This window comes from Ruminococcus sp. FMBCY1, from assembly GCF_023921805.1.
In the GTDB taxonomy this organism is placed as follows: domain Bacteria; phylum Bacillota; class Clostridia; order Oscillospirales; family Acutalibacteraceae; genus Ruminococcoides; species Ruminococcoides intestinale_A.
Genome location: NZ_CP074197.1, coordinates 1140412 through 1156349 on the forward strand (window position 1 = coordinate 1140412; position 15938 = coordinate 1156349).

General features: G+C 39.0%; 13 protein-coding genes. 7 read left to right on the forward strand and 6 right to left on the reverse strand.

Features of this window, described 5'->3' with window-relative positions; genetic code table 11:
• Positions 1–170 precede the first annotated feature (170 nt).
• From KGF34_RS05520 to KGF34_RS05530, 3 genes are all read left to right on the forward strand, one after another.
• The gene (locus tag KGF34_RS05520; RefSeq protein WP_252560164.1) at positions 171–653 is read left to right on the forward strand and encodes an LPXTG cell wall anchor domain-containing protein; all 483 of its coding nucleotides are present in this window, start codon (positions 171–173) and stop codon (positions 651–653) included.
• A 123-nt stretch (positions 654–776) separates the two neighbouring features.
• Positions 777–1574: a class B sortase gene (gene srtB, locus KGF34_RS05525; RefSeq protein ID WP_195410857.1), complete on the forward strand. Its 798-nt coding sequence runs from the start codon at positions 777–779 to the stop codon at positions 1572–1574.
• A complete protein-coding gene (locus tag KGF34_RS05530; protein WP_252560165.1) occupies positions 1558–3030 on the forward strand; it encodes an LCP family protein in 1473 nt (490 codons plus the stop codon). The genes srtB and KGF34_RS05530 overlap by 17 nt, the downstream gene beginning before the upstream one ends.
• A gap of 277 nt (positions 3031–3307) precedes the next feature.
• On the opposite strand, the gene mscL is transcribed toward KGF34_RS05530, so the two are convergent.
• The 6 genes from mscL to KGF34_RS05560 all read right to left on the reverse strand — a co-directional run bounded on the left by mscL (position 3308) and on the right by KGF34_RS05560 (position 11809).
• Entirely contained in the window at positions 3308–3736 is a 429-nt protein-coding gene (gene mscL / locus KGF34_RS05535) for a large conductance mechanosensitive channel protein MscL (protein WP_252560166.1), read from the reverse strand.
• A 128-nt stretch (positions 3737–3864) separates the two neighbouring features.
• Complete coding sequence (tyrS, locus tag KGF34_RS05540) at positions 3865–5088, reverse strand: tyrosine--tRNA ligase (protein ID WP_022233913.1); 1224 nt, start codon at positions 5086–5088, stop codon at positions 3865–3867.
• Positions 5089–5211: 123 nt separating this feature from the next.
• Entirely contained in the window at positions 5212–7134 is a 1923-nt protein-coding gene (locus KGF34_RS05545; protein ID WP_195410859.1) for a YgiQ family radical SAM protein, read from the reverse strand.
• 17 nt (positions 7135–7151) lie between these two features.
• Positions 7152–9926: a DNA translocase FtsK gene (locus KGF34_RS05550; RefSeq protein WP_252560167.1), complete on the reverse strand. Its 2775-nt coding sequence runs from the start codon at positions 9924–9926 to the stop codon at positions 7152–7154.
• Positions 9927–9950: 24 nt separating this feature from the next.
• Complete coding sequence (locus tag KGF34_RS05555) at positions 9951–10913, reverse strand: undecaprenyl-diphosphate phosphatase (RefSeq protein ID WP_195410860.1); 963 nt, start codon at positions 10911–10913, stop codon at positions 9951–9953.
• A 95-nt stretch (positions 10914–11008) separates the two neighbouring features.
• Complete coding sequence (locus KGF34_RS05560) at positions 11009–11809, reverse strand: ATP-dependent Clp protease proteolytic subunit (RefSeq protein WP_022233909.1); 801 nt, start codon at positions 11807–11809, stop codon at positions 11009–11011.
• A 181-nt stretch (positions 11810–11990) separates the two neighbouring features.
• On the opposite strand from KGF34_RS05560, the gene KGF34_RS05565 reads away from it, so the two are divergent.
• From KGF34_RS05565 to KGF34_RS05580, 4 genes are all read left to right on the forward strand, one after another.
• Entirely contained in the window at positions 11991–13289 is a 1299-nt protein-coding gene (locus KGF34_RS05565) for a hemolysin family protein (protein WP_195410861.1), read from the forward strand.
• A 70-nt stretch (positions 13290–13359) separates the two neighbouring features.
• Positions 13360–14538: a 23S rRNA (uracil(1939)-C(5))-methyltransferase RlmD gene (gene rlmD, locus KGF34_RS05570; RefSeq protein WP_252560168.1), complete on the forward strand. Its 1179-nt coding sequence runs from the start codon at positions 13360–13362 to the stop codon at positions 14536–14538.
• Positions 14539–14658: 120 nt separating this feature from the next.
• Positions 14659–14910: a hypothetical protein gene (locus KGF34_RS05575; protein WP_252560169.1), complete on the forward strand. Its 252-nt coding sequence runs from the start codon at positions 14659–14661 to the stop codon at positions 14908–14910.
• A gap of 506 nt (positions 14911–15416) precedes the next feature.
• Positions 15417–15695 (forward strand): GNAT family N-acetyltransferase, encoded by a 279-nt coding sequence (locus tag KGF34_RS05580; RefSeq protein WP_252560170.1) that lies wholly within the window; start codon positions 15417–15419, stop codon positions 15693–15695.
• Positions 15696–15938 lie beyond the last annotated feature (243 nt).

Sequence of the window (15938 nt, forward strand, 5' to 3'; positions counted from 1 at the left end):
TTGTTTATGTTTAATGGTTAAAAGAATTATAAATTATCACAATTGCCGAAAATTATTTGAATTTTTGTCTTTACTTTATACTTTAATTGTGATATAATACTTAATATATACAAGTAGAGGTTATTCTGCTTAATATTTTAATTAGATAATATAAATAGGAGGTTAGTACAATGAAAAAAGTTGTTTCCCTCGCATTGGCTCTTGTGCTGATGCTTGCAGTGTCTATTCCGGTATTTGCCGCACCAAGTCCTACAGGTACATACACTTATGTAGTAGTTGTTATTCCTACCACAGGCGGCAGCGGTGACTATGAGTTCACTACAGGCATTGATGAGGACGGTAACCAGAATGTTCACCTTACTCCAAAGCCAAAGTCCGGTTATTCTTTTGACCATTGGGTAATTGACGGTCCTTACAGAACCGATCAGCCGCTTACAGATGGAAATCTTGATATTATAATCACAGGTGATATTACGGTAACTCCTTATTACACAATCAACGGTGAGTCACCTACACAGGCTGTAACAACAGATACTTCTGATAAATCGCCGCAGACCGGTCCTTCAAGCGCAATGCCGTATATAATAATCGGCTTATCACTTATAGCTGTTGCTGTCAGCGTAACTATTGTTAAGTCAAAGAAATCAAACTAATTTTGCTAATAAAAACAGCTTTCGGTTTTCGAAAGCTGTTTTTTAATGCTTATTATAGTTAAAATTTACAGAAATATTGACACGGTTGTCAATATTTGTTATAATTATTTGATGTGATTTATTATGAAAAAAAATCGAAATAAAATTCTTATCACAATTCTTGTTATTACAATTATTCTGTTAATTCTGTGCGTAATTTATGTTATGTATCAAATGAATACTCAACACAAAGAGCAGGACGATTACAGCAAACTTGCAAGTTCTGTGGCTCCGAGCATAGCCGAAGAAGTTACTTCCCCGTCAATTGACGAAACTCTTGCCGACAATCCTATTATAGATAACCCTATAGATTTTGAGTCGCTACAATCTCAAAATGACGAAATCTATTCTTGGATATATATTCCCGATACCAACATAAATTACCCTGTTTGCAGGAGTAACACAAACGATAATTTTTACCTGGATCATGATATTTACGGAAATTACAGCTTTTCAGGCTCTATTTATTCACAGTATTGTAATTCTATATATATGCATGACAGGGTAACCGTACTCTACGGTCACAATATGGCAGACGGAAGTATGTTTGCCGATTTATATAAATTTACAAATACGGATTTTTTCAATGACCATGAGTATTTTTACATCTACAGACCTCAGCACAAACTTACCTACCGTATAGTGTCGGTTTATTCATATGATGACCGACATATAATGAATTCGTTTGATTTTGATGACGACAAGGTTTTTCAGGAATACCTTGATTATATTCAAAATCCCAGATCATTCACAAAAGTTGTAAGAGATAATTCGGAGCTGACAATCAATGACAAAATTGTCACGCTAAGCACCTGCCTTAATTCAGGTGACGGACGACTTCTTTTACAGGGGGTGTTAATAAAAGATGAACTCACAAAATAATAACGAAAACAGCAATAATACGGATACTGCCGATAAAGAAACCAAACATTACGATAATATTTACAGCAATTCAAATAAGCAGCCTTCTCAAACAGGCGAAAGCGCGGCAAGTGATGATGAAAAAGGGAATGTGCAATACGCCGACCGTAGTATAAGAGATGATATTAACGACTATAAGTTTGTTAAATCGTATAAAAGCCACGGTCATCATAAACACCATCACCATCATCATTCAAGCAAAGAAAATGCCGATGATGTATTATTGGTACAAAGCTCACGCCCTGCAAAAGGCAGTTCAAATAAAATAAAGAAAAAAAGTTTGAGTACAGGCAACGAAAAATATTTGCTGGAATACGACGAACTTGTAAAAAGCAATCACCCTGCGATGGGTTCTAAGGAACAGAAAAAAGCAATTAGAGAAAAGCAAAAAATCAAGAAAAGGCGTTTTAAAAGATGGCAGAGAGTAATACTCACAATTATCAGTACAATTCTTGCGCTTGTTCTTGTTGTAAGCGGGCTTTTGGTATGTTTTATTTACAACGGCTCTAAAGAATTGCTTGACAATACAAATATAATTTCGGCTCCGTCAAATGTAGTTGTTCAAAACGGCGGTCAATATGTTGTGTATAACGGACAAACATATGAATTTAACAAGAATATGACAAGTATTCTTTGTATGGGCATCGATAAAAGTTCTTTTGACGGTGCAAGCGATATAAAAGGCGAAAACGGTCAAGCCGATGTTCTTATACTTGTTGCTATGGACACCTCGACAGGCGAAACTAAGCTTATTAATATATCAAGAGATACAATGACCGATGTTGCGGTATATTCTGCAAGCGGTTATTATGTGGAAACTGTAAAAGAACAGATTTGTCTTTCATACGCTTACGGCGACGGCAAGGAGTCAAGTTGCGCAAATACGGTTACCGCCGTTGAAAGACTTTTCTACAACATTCCGATTAATTCATACTTTGCGCTTGACCTTGACGGTATATCAGCTCTTAATGATGCCGTAGGCGGAGTTGATGTTGTTTCTCCTGAAACCATAGGCGATTTTAAAGAGGGCGAAAGCTACCATCTTGAAGGTCAGAATGCAGAAGCTTTTGTTCGTTCAAGAGATATGGAAAGCATAGACGCAAACAGCAAGCGTATGCAACGACAGCAGGTATATCTTGATTCATTTATGAATACGGTTCTTGCACAGACTAAAAATGACATTACAACACCTGTAAGCCTGTTTAATGCCTCTGCCCCATACTCATGCACAAACCTGAACCCGTCGAAAATTTGCTATTTATCACAAAATATGCTTAGCCACAACGGTATGAATATGACAATGATTTCCGTACCGGGTGAGCTGAAAAAAGGTGAAGTTTATACCGAGTTTTATGTAAACGAAGACGAGCTTTATAAACTGATTCTTGATACTTATTACAAACCGTATAACAGATAAAGCGAAAGCTGAAGTCGATATAAAAACGACTTCAGCTTTTTATTTTTATTTTGAATTGCGTTCTATCATTCCGACAAAACCCGTAAAACAAATCCCTCATCACGGAAAAATGTGGAAAAATAGTTGTGGACTTTGCCCACACCCACGACCTTTTCAAAGGTAGACCAAACTTTTATAATTGCTTTTCAAATTTATTCCGCTAAACAAAAATTATAAATCAACACAAAAGCTCCCGATTTTTGTATCGGGAGCTTTTAGTTACAGTTATGTATTAAAGTTATTCCTTAGTTTCTGTTTCTGTAGGAATATCGCTTGTACAGTGTGGGCATTTTGTAGCCTTGATTGAAATTTCGCTCTGACAGAACGGGCAAATCTTTGTTGTGGGTTCTGCCGGTTCTTCAGGCTTTTTGCCGATTGCCATAATCTTATTTACTAATTTAACAATAAGGAAAATGACAAATGCCATTATAATAAAGTTAATAACCGCAGTTAAGAACTTACCATATCCAATCGAAACATCGCCTATTGTAAGCGCATACTGGTCAAAATTCATTCCGCCGAACAAACCGAGAATCGGTGAAATGATATCCGAAGTAAGTGAAGTTACAATTGCCTGAAAAGCAGCACCGATAATAACACCGACTGCAAGGTCAAGCACATTGCCTCTCATAATAAAGGTTTTAAACTCGCCAAAAAACTTTTTCATTTCCTAAACTCCTCTGTTAAGATATTTTTAGCAGTTGCCATAACCGCAAAAATACAGAATAATGCAGGACAAACACTTTCCCACTAATAATAGTGGGAAAATTTTTTTGATTGAGTTAATAAACTGAATTATAAAACAGCCTTATGGAATTTCTTTTTGCCTTTTTTAATTACAACATAGCCTTTTTCAAAAGCAGACTTAGGAACATTTGCATATACATCTGTTACCTTTTCATCATCAACGGCAACACCGCCCTGCTGAATAAGGCGTCTGCCCTCACCCTTTGACGGAATAAGCGCACACTTTGTAAGAAGATCAAGAATTGCGATACCGTCATCTGTAAAGTCAGCGTCCGTAAGCTCTGTAGAAGGCATATTGTCTGTATTTGCACCGCTGCCAAACAATGCTCTTGCAGCCTCCTGTGCCTTGTCTGCCTCTTCCTTGCCGTGAATAAGATTTGTTACCTCATATGCAAGAATCTCCTTAGCCTTGTTAAGATTACTGCCCTCAAGTTTAGCAAGCTCATCAATCTGCTCAAGCGGTAAAAATGTAAGCATCTTTAAGCACTTGATTACATCTTCGTCGGCTACATTTCTCCAATACTGGTAAAAATCGTAAGGACTTGTCTTTTCGGCTGAAAGCCATACAGCGCCGGACTGGGTTTTGCCCATCTTCTTACCCTCGGAATTAAGGAGAAGATTAATAGTCATAGCGTATGCGTCCTTACCGAGTTTTCTTCTGATAAGCTCTGTACCGCCGAGCATATTGCTCCACTGGTCGTCACCGCCGAACTGCATATTACAACCGTACTTCTTATAGAGAGCATAGAAATCGTAGCTCTGCATAATCATATAGTTAAACTCAAGGAAACTTAGTCCCTTTTCCATTCTCTGCTTGTAGCACTCTGCTCTTAACATATTATTTACAGAGAAACAAGCACCGACTTCACGCAAAACATCAACATAGTTGAGGTCGAGCAACCAATCGGCATTGTTTACCATAAGTGCCTTACCGTCTGAAAAGTCGATAAAACGCTCCATTTGCTTTTTAAAGCAATCAACATTGTGCTGTATAGTTTCTGTAGTCATCATCTGACGCATATCTGTTCTGCCTGACGGGTCACCGATCATAGCTGTACCACCGCCGATAAGAGCAATCGGCTTGTTGCCTGCCATCTGTAAGCGTTTCATAAGACAAAGTGCCATAAAGTGACCTACATGTAAGCTGTCGGCTGTAGGGTCAAAACCGATATAAAATACAGCTTTACCATTGTTGACAAGCTCTTTGATTTCTTCTTCATCTGTAACCTGAGCGATAAGACCTCTGGCTACTAATTCCTCATAAACTCCCATTTTATTATAAAATCCTTTCTGATTTTGTTTTCATTTGTTAATTATAAATCAAAATTTACAATAGGTCAATACCTAAACTTACATATAAGAACAGGGCTTTGACGGTTTGCATTTACAGTTAATTTATTTCTTTTTTCTTCTGTATTTTGCAAACTTATCTTTTGTCTGTTTTCCGTTTCTGTTACGGGAATTGTTTTTATTTGAATTGTAAGAAGATTTCTGACCTTTATTATTTCCCTTATAATTATTTTGATTACTCATTGGCTGAACAAGACATTTTGAATCATAACCTATCAAATCTTTTCTGCCTGCTTTTATAAGTGCTTTAATTACTTTCTGTTTGTTTTCGGGAATAAAGTATTGCAAAAGCGCTCTTTGCATTGACTTTTCTTCCTCGGTTTTCGGTACATAAACCTCTTTCATTGTATAAGGGTCTATGCCTGTATAAAACATACAGGTTGAAATTGTACCCGGAGTCGGATAAAAGTCCTGCACCTGCTTTGGATGTATATTCTCCCTCTTACAGAACAACGCAAGTTCCACCGCATCTTTCAAAGTAGAACCCGGATGCGAACTCATAAGGTATGGCACTATGTATTGGTCTTTACTCATACGACCTGTCAGTTTATAGAATTTATCGCAAAACTTTTTATAAGTTTCTATGTGCGGTTTACCCATTCTGTCAAGAACTGCAGCCGAGCAATGCTCCGGCGCAACTCTTAACTGACCGCTTATATGATACTTTACAAGCTCTTCAAAAAATTCGTCACTCTGATCTTCCATAAGATAATCAAAACGAATACCGCTGCGAATAAATACTTTTTTAATGCCGTCAAGTTTTCTCAATTCTCGCAAAATATCAAGATACTCCGTATGCGACACCTGCATATTAGGGCAAGGAGTCGGGGCAAGACACTTTCTGCTTTTACAAAGTCCCGCCTTTTTCTGTTTTTCGCAGGACGGCAGACGGAAGTTGGCTGTAGGGCCGCCCACATCACTTATATATCCTTTAAATCTCTTATCGTTAAGAAAAGACTTTGCCTCGTCAATAACGCTCTGTTTACTTCTTACCGTTACCGCTCTTCCCTGATGAAACGCAAGCGAACAGAAATTACAAGCGCCAAAGCAACCACGGTTATGCGTAATTGAGAAAAGTACCTCCTGAATACCCGGTACACCGCCGAGTTTTTCGTAACACTGCGGATACCATCTTTCATACGGTAACGAATACACATAATCAAGCTGTTTTGTGTCAAGCGGCTGCATAGGCGGATTCTGAATTAAAATAAAGTTGCCGTGGCGCTGAATAAGAGTTTTGCCTCTTACTGCATCTGCCTCTTCGAGCTCTTTTCTGGCAGCAATTGCATAGTCCTTTTTGCTCTCACAAACTCTTTCGTAACTCGGCAGTTCCACAACGGTTTTCGGAACATAATCGCTTGTCTTTACAGCGTAGCAAATACCACGAATGTCATATAATGCCTCAACAGGGTAACCCTCGGAAAGGCGCTTTGCCATTTCAATAGTTTGCAGCTCGCCCATTCCGTAAGAAATAATATCTGCTTTACTGTCAAAAAGTACAGACGGCATTACGGTGTTTTTCCAATAATCATAATGAGCAAATCTTCTTAGCGAGGCTTCAAGTCCGCCGATAATTATTACCGAATCGGGATAAAGTCTGCGGATTATATTTGAATAAACAGTTACAGCTCTGTCAGGACGCTTGCCGTTTTTACCGCCTGCCGTATAAGCGTCATCACTTCGCTTACGCTTTGCAACGGTATAATGTGCAACCATACTGTCTATATTGCCTGCCGTAACGAAAAATCCGAGCCTCGGTTTACCAAACTGTAAAAAGTCGGCGTCATTTTTCCAATCAGGCTGAGAAAGGACTGCAACCTTATAGCCACAGTCCTCAAGCACTCTTGTAATTATGGCAGCACCAAAAGACGGGTGGTCAACATAACTGTCGCCCATTACATATACAAAGTCAACTTCGTCCCATCCACGGGCTTTAACCTCTTTTATATTCATCGGTAAAAATGCCATAATATCACCTATATAATTTATTCATCGTCACTGCCCATAATATTACGGTGTTCAAGCCATTCATTATAGGTCATAAGTACATCTCTCGGTTTTGAACCCTGATGAGGGCCTACAACACCCATCTGCTCCATATCGTCTATCATTCTGCCGGCTCTTGCATAACCTACCTTGAGTCTGCGCTGAAGAAGTGAAGTAGATGCCTGTCCTGCTTCAATTACGCATTTAATTGCGTCTTCCATTTTTGAGTCAATTTCAATATCATCGCCGCCTCTATCATCGCCTTTTTTACCCTGAGTAATTTCTTCTGCGGCAATTCTCTTGATTTTTTCTTCAATCTCCGCATTATATTGAGCGGAAGAAGATTTTTTAATATAATTTGTTACACCCTCAATTTCCTCATCGGAAGCATAGCAACCCTGCACACGCATAGGCTTTGGTGCACCAACAGGCAGGAACAGCATATCGCCTCTGCCTATGAGTTTTTCCGCACCGCTGAAATCAAGGATAGTTCTTGAATCAATATTTGAACTTACTTTAAGCGCAATACGGCTTGGAATATTTGCCTTGATAAGACCTGTAATTACATTTACCGTAGGTCGTTGCGTTGCAACAAGCAAATGCATACCTGCGGCTCTTGCTTTTTGAGCAAGTCGGGCAATGTACTCTTCCACCTCACTCGGAGCTGCCATCATAAGGTCGGCAAGCTCATCAATTGCAATTACAATTCTCGGCATTTTTTCCTTTGGTACGGGTAAACCGTTTCTCTCAAGTACAGGCTGAACAAGCTCGCCGTCTTCATTTTCTACAGGCGGATTTTCTGCCATATACTTAAGATTTTCTTCTATAAGCTCATTGTATGCGTCAATATTTTTACAGTAGTATTCCGAAAGAATCTTATATCTCTGCTCCATTTCGGAAACCGCCCATCCAAGCGCACCCGCCGCTTTCTTAGCGTCGGTTACTACAGGAATAAGCAAATGCGGAATACTTCTGTACTTTGTAAATTCAACCATTTTGGGGTCAACAAGCAAAAGTTTTACTTCGTCGGGTGTAGCTTTGTAAAGGATACTCATAAGAATTGAGTTTACACAAACAGATTTACCCGAACCCGTTGTACCTGCAATAAGCAAGTGAGTAAGTTTTGACAGGTCGGTAACCACAATTTCACCCGAAATATCTTTACCGAGTACGCAGGTAAGTTTACTCTTTCCTCTTCTGAATTCATCGGAGTCAATCAACTCACGCATAGTAACCATACTTACAACCTTGTTCGGTACTTCAATACCGACTGCGGCTTTGCCCGGAATAGGAGCTTCGATTCTTACTCCGTTTGCGGCAAGGTTAAGTGCAATATCGTCTGAAAGGTTTGTAATCTTGCTTATCTTTACACCCGGAGCAGGTGAAAGTTCATATCTTGTAACAGACGGACCACGGCAAATATTTACTATAGATGCTTTTACATTAAAACTGTCAAGCGTATCAATGAGTTTTTTCGCATTGTTATGCATTTCTTCCGCAGCATTTTTATCGTTATTGTTTTCTGAAAGACTTAACAGCTGAATAGGTGGAAAATGATACTCGGGCTTTTCTTCTTTTTCTCTGATTTCAACAGGAGAATAGCTTGCATTTTCAAGTTCTTCTTCAAAGCTGTTTTCTTCGTTATGTCTGTTCTCTTCGTATGACGGAACCGGCTCGGGTTCTGTTTCTGCTTTATGATTCTTTTCATCAAAGTTTTTGCTTGCTCTGTTGATTATGTCCATCAAATCGTCAGAAACATTTTCATTTTCGTTATGTTCATTCTGTATTATTTCTTCTTCGTATTCTTCACCGTACACTTCCTTTTCGGGACTTTCATAAAACTGCGGCTCTTCAACTTCATCTGCAACTTTTGACGCATCTTTAACATCTGCTTTGTAGTCGCAGTCAACCTCAAGTTTTCTGTTAAGCTTTGTTTTATTATCATCGTGAGTGCTTTCATCAAGAGGAATATCAATGCCGCTCCTCTTGCCTCTGCGTTTTTTCTTTTGAGGAGAAACTATGGTTTTGTCATTCTCTCCGCCTGCAATAAACATCTCACGCTGTGCCTCTTCCGCCTCACGCTCGGCAATGTACTCACGCCTTACCCTTGCTTTTTCTTCGCTCTTGTGCTTTACATATGTAACACCTTGCTCAACCTTTGATGCGGCAGCTTCTGCAATATCATTGATTGAAAGATTTGTAATGCCGAAAATAACGGCAAGCAATACAAGAATACAAATCAATACCGTCGGAACATTTCCGATTAACGATGCCATAGGATAACCAAGCAATCCTCCGATAAAACCGGCGCCGAATGTAAAGTAAGATTCACTTTCGAAAATATCGAGATAAAGTTCGCCTGCACAGGCAAGATAACCTCTTTCCGAATGAGGAGTGCCTGTTGCAACATAAATCAATGCTCCTATCAGCAAAACAATAAGTACGCAGAGTGCTACCTTACTTTTAAAATGCTGTATTTGCTTTTCCTTGTCCGTAATGATTGCCATATACATAAGAAAGACGGGAACAAGAAATGTTGCAAAGCCAAATACTCCAAAAAGTGCGGAACGAACCGTACTCCATAAATTTACGCTCTGAACAAATATTAAAATTACAAAAAACAGTGATAAGGCACCAAGGATAATTGCTCTTATCCTTGGTGTCAGCAAAGGTTGTGATTCAGGTATCGGTTGACTTTTTTTAGTGCTTTTTGCTTTTGAGGAGGTTGATTTACCTGAAGCTTTCTTTTTGGTTGTCTTTTTCTGGGTTGCCAATTTATACTACCTCCGCTAAAAGCATTATTGAATCATTGCACCGGTAAAGACATTTGCTCCTGTGTTCATTTCAATGCAGGAAATAACAAGGAATACTATACCTACAAGTGCAGTATATACTACGAAAATTATCATTTTGTCGGTCTTTAAGAACCATTTGAAAATAAGAATTGCAAAGTAGCCTACAATTGCAGAAACTACCATACCAACTATAATTACCACAGGGTCAATTGATATGCCCTCCGGACTTTTTATTGCGTCAACACCCTCAAGAAGAGCTGCCGCAAGTATTGACGGAACACCGAGAACAAATGTGTAGTCAAGCGCTTTCTGCTTGTTTATGCCTCTCATCTCACCGACTGCAAGAGTTGAACCCGAACGGGAAATACCGGGGAAAATTGCAGCAACAAACTGCATAAGACCTACGCATACAGCGTCAAGAACATTAAAGCTCTCTTTGCCTGCCGAATTTTCGCTGTGCTTTACATTTTTTAAATGCTTAAAACCTGCGTTTGAACCGATAGTTCTTTTGTTGCAGATAATACCGACAGTAAGCAAAATACTTGTAATCATCAAAGAAATCGAAACCACAATCAAGTATCTTTCGCCTGTAAGAACATCGGCAAGATCTTTAATTTTCATATCCGTGCCCGGAATAGGCAGGAATAACAGGAAAAGCGGAAGAAGTCCTATAATGAGCATCATAATAAGATTTCTTTCGTAATTCATCTCTTTCCATTTAAATTTACCTGTAAATACATCTTTAACAAGTGAGAAAAATTCCTTGATAAGACTCCATATAAGCTTATGGTAAAAAGCAACTACCGCTACAAGTGTTCCCACATGGAGCATAACATTAAAGAAAAGGTTATTTTCCGTTGCGCCCAAAATATGCTGTGTAATAGAAAGATGTCCGCTGCTCGATACAGGCAAAAACTCTGTTAAGCCCTGCACGATGCCCTGAATGATTGCATCAATAATTGACATAATATGTACTCCTTTAACCATAAAATATGTAAGGGCGACTTTTGACCGCCCATATAACCGCATTTATTTATATGCGGTTACTGTAAAAAATAAAATTATCTGCCTCGTTTTTTACGGGTCTTATTGCGTTTTATCATTGTGTACAGGCAGTCAATTGCATCCGAAACCGTGCCGACCTCGTCAATAAGGCCTTCACTGACAGCCTCTTCCCCCTCAAGAATCGTTCCGATGTCCATTACAAGTTCGCCCGTGTTGAGAACAAGCTCATTGTACCGTTCTTTTGAAATATCGGAATTTTCCGCAACAAAGGTTGTAATTCTGTCCTGCATACGCTGAAAATACTCAAAAGTCTGCGGAACGCCGAGCGTCAGTCCCGTAGTTCGCACAGGATGCACCGTCATAGACGCACTCGGTGCAATAAAACTCTTGTCTGCCGCAACGGCAAGCGGTATGCCTATGGAATGTCCTCCGCCGAGCACAATTGAAACCGTGGGCTTTTTCATTCCCGAAATAACCTCGGCAATGGCAAGACCTGCCTCTACATCTCCGCCGACCGTATTTATTAAAATAAGCAGTCCGTCTATTCTTTCGTCCTCTTCAATAGATACAAGCAACGGAATAACATGCTCATACTTGGTCGTTTTATTCTGTTGCGGAAGAATGTAATGTCCCTCAATCTGTCCTATAATTGTCAGGCAATGAATTACGCTGTCTTTATGCGTAGTTAGCACCGAACCTGTTTCTTCTACCTGATCCGTATGCTGTTCGTCAATGGGACTGTCTTTTTCAAGCGACTTTTTTTCGGGCTGTTCGTTCGGATTTTTTACTGTATTATCAACCCTTGACTTACCCGATTTTTTTGCTGTGGTATTCTTTTCTTTTGCTTTTTGTGCCATATTAATGCACCTCCGAAAAATATTTTTTCCAAAAATGCGTTAATAATGTATTTGGCAATTAAATATTATAGCATTTATAGCAATATATTTCAATCTTTTTGCTCTTTTTTCTTAAAAACAATAATGATATAAAAGAATTATAGTAGTATAAAAGTAATAATGTTTTTTGGAGTGAATTTAATTGGCATCAAACATAGTAATGGCGATAGTAATTTTCGTACTTATTGCATTGTCATCGTTCTTTTCCGCAACGGAAACGGCATTTTCTTTTGTAAACAAAATCCGTATTCAAAAGAAGTCCGAAGACGGCGACAAAAAAGCAACAACCGCTCTTTTTGTTATTGAAAATTTTGACAAAGCACTTACCACCATTCTTATCTGCAACAATGTAGTAAACCTTAGCTGTTCATCACTTGCAACGGTATTGTGTATGGCACTTTTCGGCGACTACGGTTCAGCTATTGCAACGGGTGCAACTACTTTGCTTGTACTCACATTCGGTGAGGTGCTTCCTAAATGTTTGGCTAAAGAAAATTGCGACAGCTTTTCTCTTAAAACAGCAGGCATAATAAAGTTCTTGATGTTCATTTTAACCCCACTTGTGTTTATCCTTGTACAATTCAAAAGCCTTGCCCTTAAGATTGCAGGCGGAACAGAGGATGCACCGAGCGTTACCGAAAATGAGCTTAAATATATAGTAGAAAGCATTGAAGAAGAAGGCGTGCTTGAAGAAAGCGAAAGCGAGATGGTTCGCCTTGCACTTGACTTTGACGAAAAAACCGCCGAAGAAGTCATCACACCTCGAGTTGATGTTACATTCATAAGCGTGGACGATTCGCCGGAGAAAATTAAGAATTTAATTATTGAAAACAGATACTCAAGAATTCCTGTATATAAAGATACCGTTGACAACATTGTCGGCGTACTTCACACAAGAGATTATCTCGAAAAACTTGCGGACGGCATCGCACCGGATGTGCGTGACATAATGCAGCCGCCGTACTTTGTATTCAGAACTCAACCTCTCTCAAAAATTCTCAGCACTTTCAAGAGAATAAAAGTTCACCTTGCAATCGTTACCGACGAATACGGCGGAACTCTCGGTATTCTCACAATGGAAGATCTGCTTGAAGAAATCGTCGGCGACATATGGGACGAGGACGAAGAAATTGAACACAACTACTACAAAATCGGCAAGAATGAATTTCTTGTAAACGGCGACCTCGAGCTTGACGATATGCTTGCGCTGTTCGATCTTGACGAAGATTACATTGACAGTGACAGCATAACCGTCGGCGGATACATTCTTGAAAATGCAGGCAGTATTCCGAATAAGCGTGAAAGCGTAGAGGCAGGCGGTTTCCGCTTTACGATTATGGAAGTGGCAAATCAGAGAATTATTCGTGTTGTTGTAAAAAGACTTGTTGACGAAAATACAAACGAAGAAAAAGCAACAGACGAAAAAGAAAAAGAAGAATAATACATACAAAATAAAGAGCCAAGCACCCAAAGCCTTGGCTCTTTTCAGATATTGATACGGAGAATAAATTATGAGCAATACAAAAGAAAACATAAAAAGAGGCAGCTGCCCCGTATATAAAAAATGCGGCGGATGTCAGTTGCAGAATCTCACCTACACCGATCAACTTAGCTTTAAACAGAAAAAAGTTGAAAAACTGCTCTCAAAATTTTGCAAGGCAGATAAAATAATCGGTATGAACACACCCTATCATTACCGCAACAAGGTTCAGGCAGCGTTCAGGACAGATAAAAACGGTAAAATAATTTCGGGTGTCTACCAATCGGGAACTCACCACATCGTCGGCATTGACGAATGTATGACAGAAGATGTAACGGCGGATAAAATCATAGTTGCCGTACGAAAAATGCTTAAATCTTTCAAGCTCACAACCTATGACGAGGACAAGCAGAGAGGTTTTTTAAGACATATACTTGTAAAAAGAGGCTTTGCAACAAACGAAGTAATGCTTGTTTTGGTAACAGGCACTCCTGTTTTTCCGTCAAAAAATAATTTCGTAAAAGCGATTACCAAACAGTTTCCCGAAATCAAAACAGTTGTTCAAAATATAAATCCGTACAGAACAAACCTTGTTCTCGGCGATGTGCAAAAGGTACTGTACGGCAAAGGATACATTGAAGATATTTTGTGCGGATGTAAATTCAGAATTTCACCAAAGAGTTTTTATCAGATTAACCCTGTGCAGACCGAGGTGCTTTACAACAAGGCAATTGAATTTGCAAATCTGAAAGGCAAAGAAACAGTGCTTGACACCTACTGCGGAATCGGCACAATCGGAATTGTTGCCGCAAAGCACGGTGCAGGCGAAGTTATAGGCGTTGAACTTAACAAAGACGCAGTCAAGGATGCGGTGCAGAACGCAAGAGCAAACAATTTGAAGAATATAAGATTTTATCAGGGCGATGCAGGCGAATTTATGGAGGCAGTCGCAGAAGAAAGCGAAAAGCCCGATGTAGTATTTATGGACCCGCCGAGAGCAGGCAGTGACGAAAAATTCCTCTCTTCCCTTATAAAAATGTCACCAAAAACAGTAGTATACATCTCCTGCAACCCCGAAACCTTAGCAAGAGATTTGGCATACATAGATAAGAACAGCACATATAAAATCCAAAAAATCCAACCCGTAGATATGTTCCCACATACAGCGCATATTGAGTGCGTGGTGGTGATGTCAAGGAAAGAGGAGTAAATCGGGATAGGTGGCTTAACGGTGTGGTTTGTGCGTATTGGTCAGGCTGTGCTGTTTTGGCAGGTTGGCTTTGATTTGGATACAAATAAGGGAATGCAGACAGCACACTAGGAGAAACGAATGGATAGATTTTCAGAGAAGAGTCTTCTTTCACTCGGAGATCATTATGTGTATGGACTCATAGATCCACGCAGTAAGCAAATTTTCTATATTGGAAAAGGCACTAAAAACAGAGTGTTCTTCGTGAATGAAAGATATGAGCAGGGATTTCCGTTGGATGAGAATGAAACATTCTACATTGGAAAGTCGATAGCCGGATTGAAGTTGAATCAGTCGGCACAGAATCCGATTACATATCTGAATCCACGATAGAGAGACAAATTTCATATTTAATGAAATTGACAAATCGGAATTTACGGAGGAAAATAGTAATGGCACTGTTCTTACTGATTACATATATAGTAATTTTTACATTTCAAATAATATTATTTGTGATAACCATTCGCAAGAAAACAAAAAAACTTTGGCGGATATTGTTTTCGTCAGAACTAATTCCGCTGCTTATATCCATAGGACTGATGATTTACTTTAATAATCTTCCTGGATATGGATTTATGCCAGGACTAACTTATTTGGGAGAAATATTGTTTAGTTTTGGAGCGGTTGTTTTGTACTGTATAAGTTTCCTGATTTCTATATGCAGTTATATTGCAATTTCATATAAACAAAGGAAACGCTGAATAAATCGTTTCTGTCGTTTGTTCACAGTCCTCTCAGTGACGTATTTTCGAGCGTTGCTCAAAACGGCGAAACGAATGCTTAGCATTAATCAGCTTTTTCCAAACTTAATTTGAGGTATTCCACTTGCAGAAATATATGTGCATGAAGTTGACAATGCAAATCAGATAGATGGATTTATTGGATTAAATAACGACTATATTGAAGGAATCTTTATAAAAGATGTAGCACAGTCAAAGGGAACCGGAAAACAGTTATTGGATCAGGTGAAGAAAATCAAGTCCACTCTAAAATTGAACGTTTATCAAAAAAATGAGAGAGCAATTCAATTTTATCTGCGAGAAGAATTTAGTATCCAATCTGAATGTGTAGATGATAATACGGGAGAAAAGGAATTTACAATGGTATGGAAGTGCTAAATTCCAGTTTGTAGGGATGACATGAAAAATGAAGTTTAAGGAATAGAGCTTTCCCTGTTTGCCTATACAAATGATAGAGCAATTCAAGGTTATCACAGGCTCGAACCACTGGATTTCAAGGGAAAAGGTGCGTTCCGCCATTCCCGTGTACAATAGGGGGTGAGTATGTTTTTCGTTGAACAACCGAGCCACATCGAGACGGTAGTATTGATGTCAAGAAAATAATTAAGCAATATAAAATTT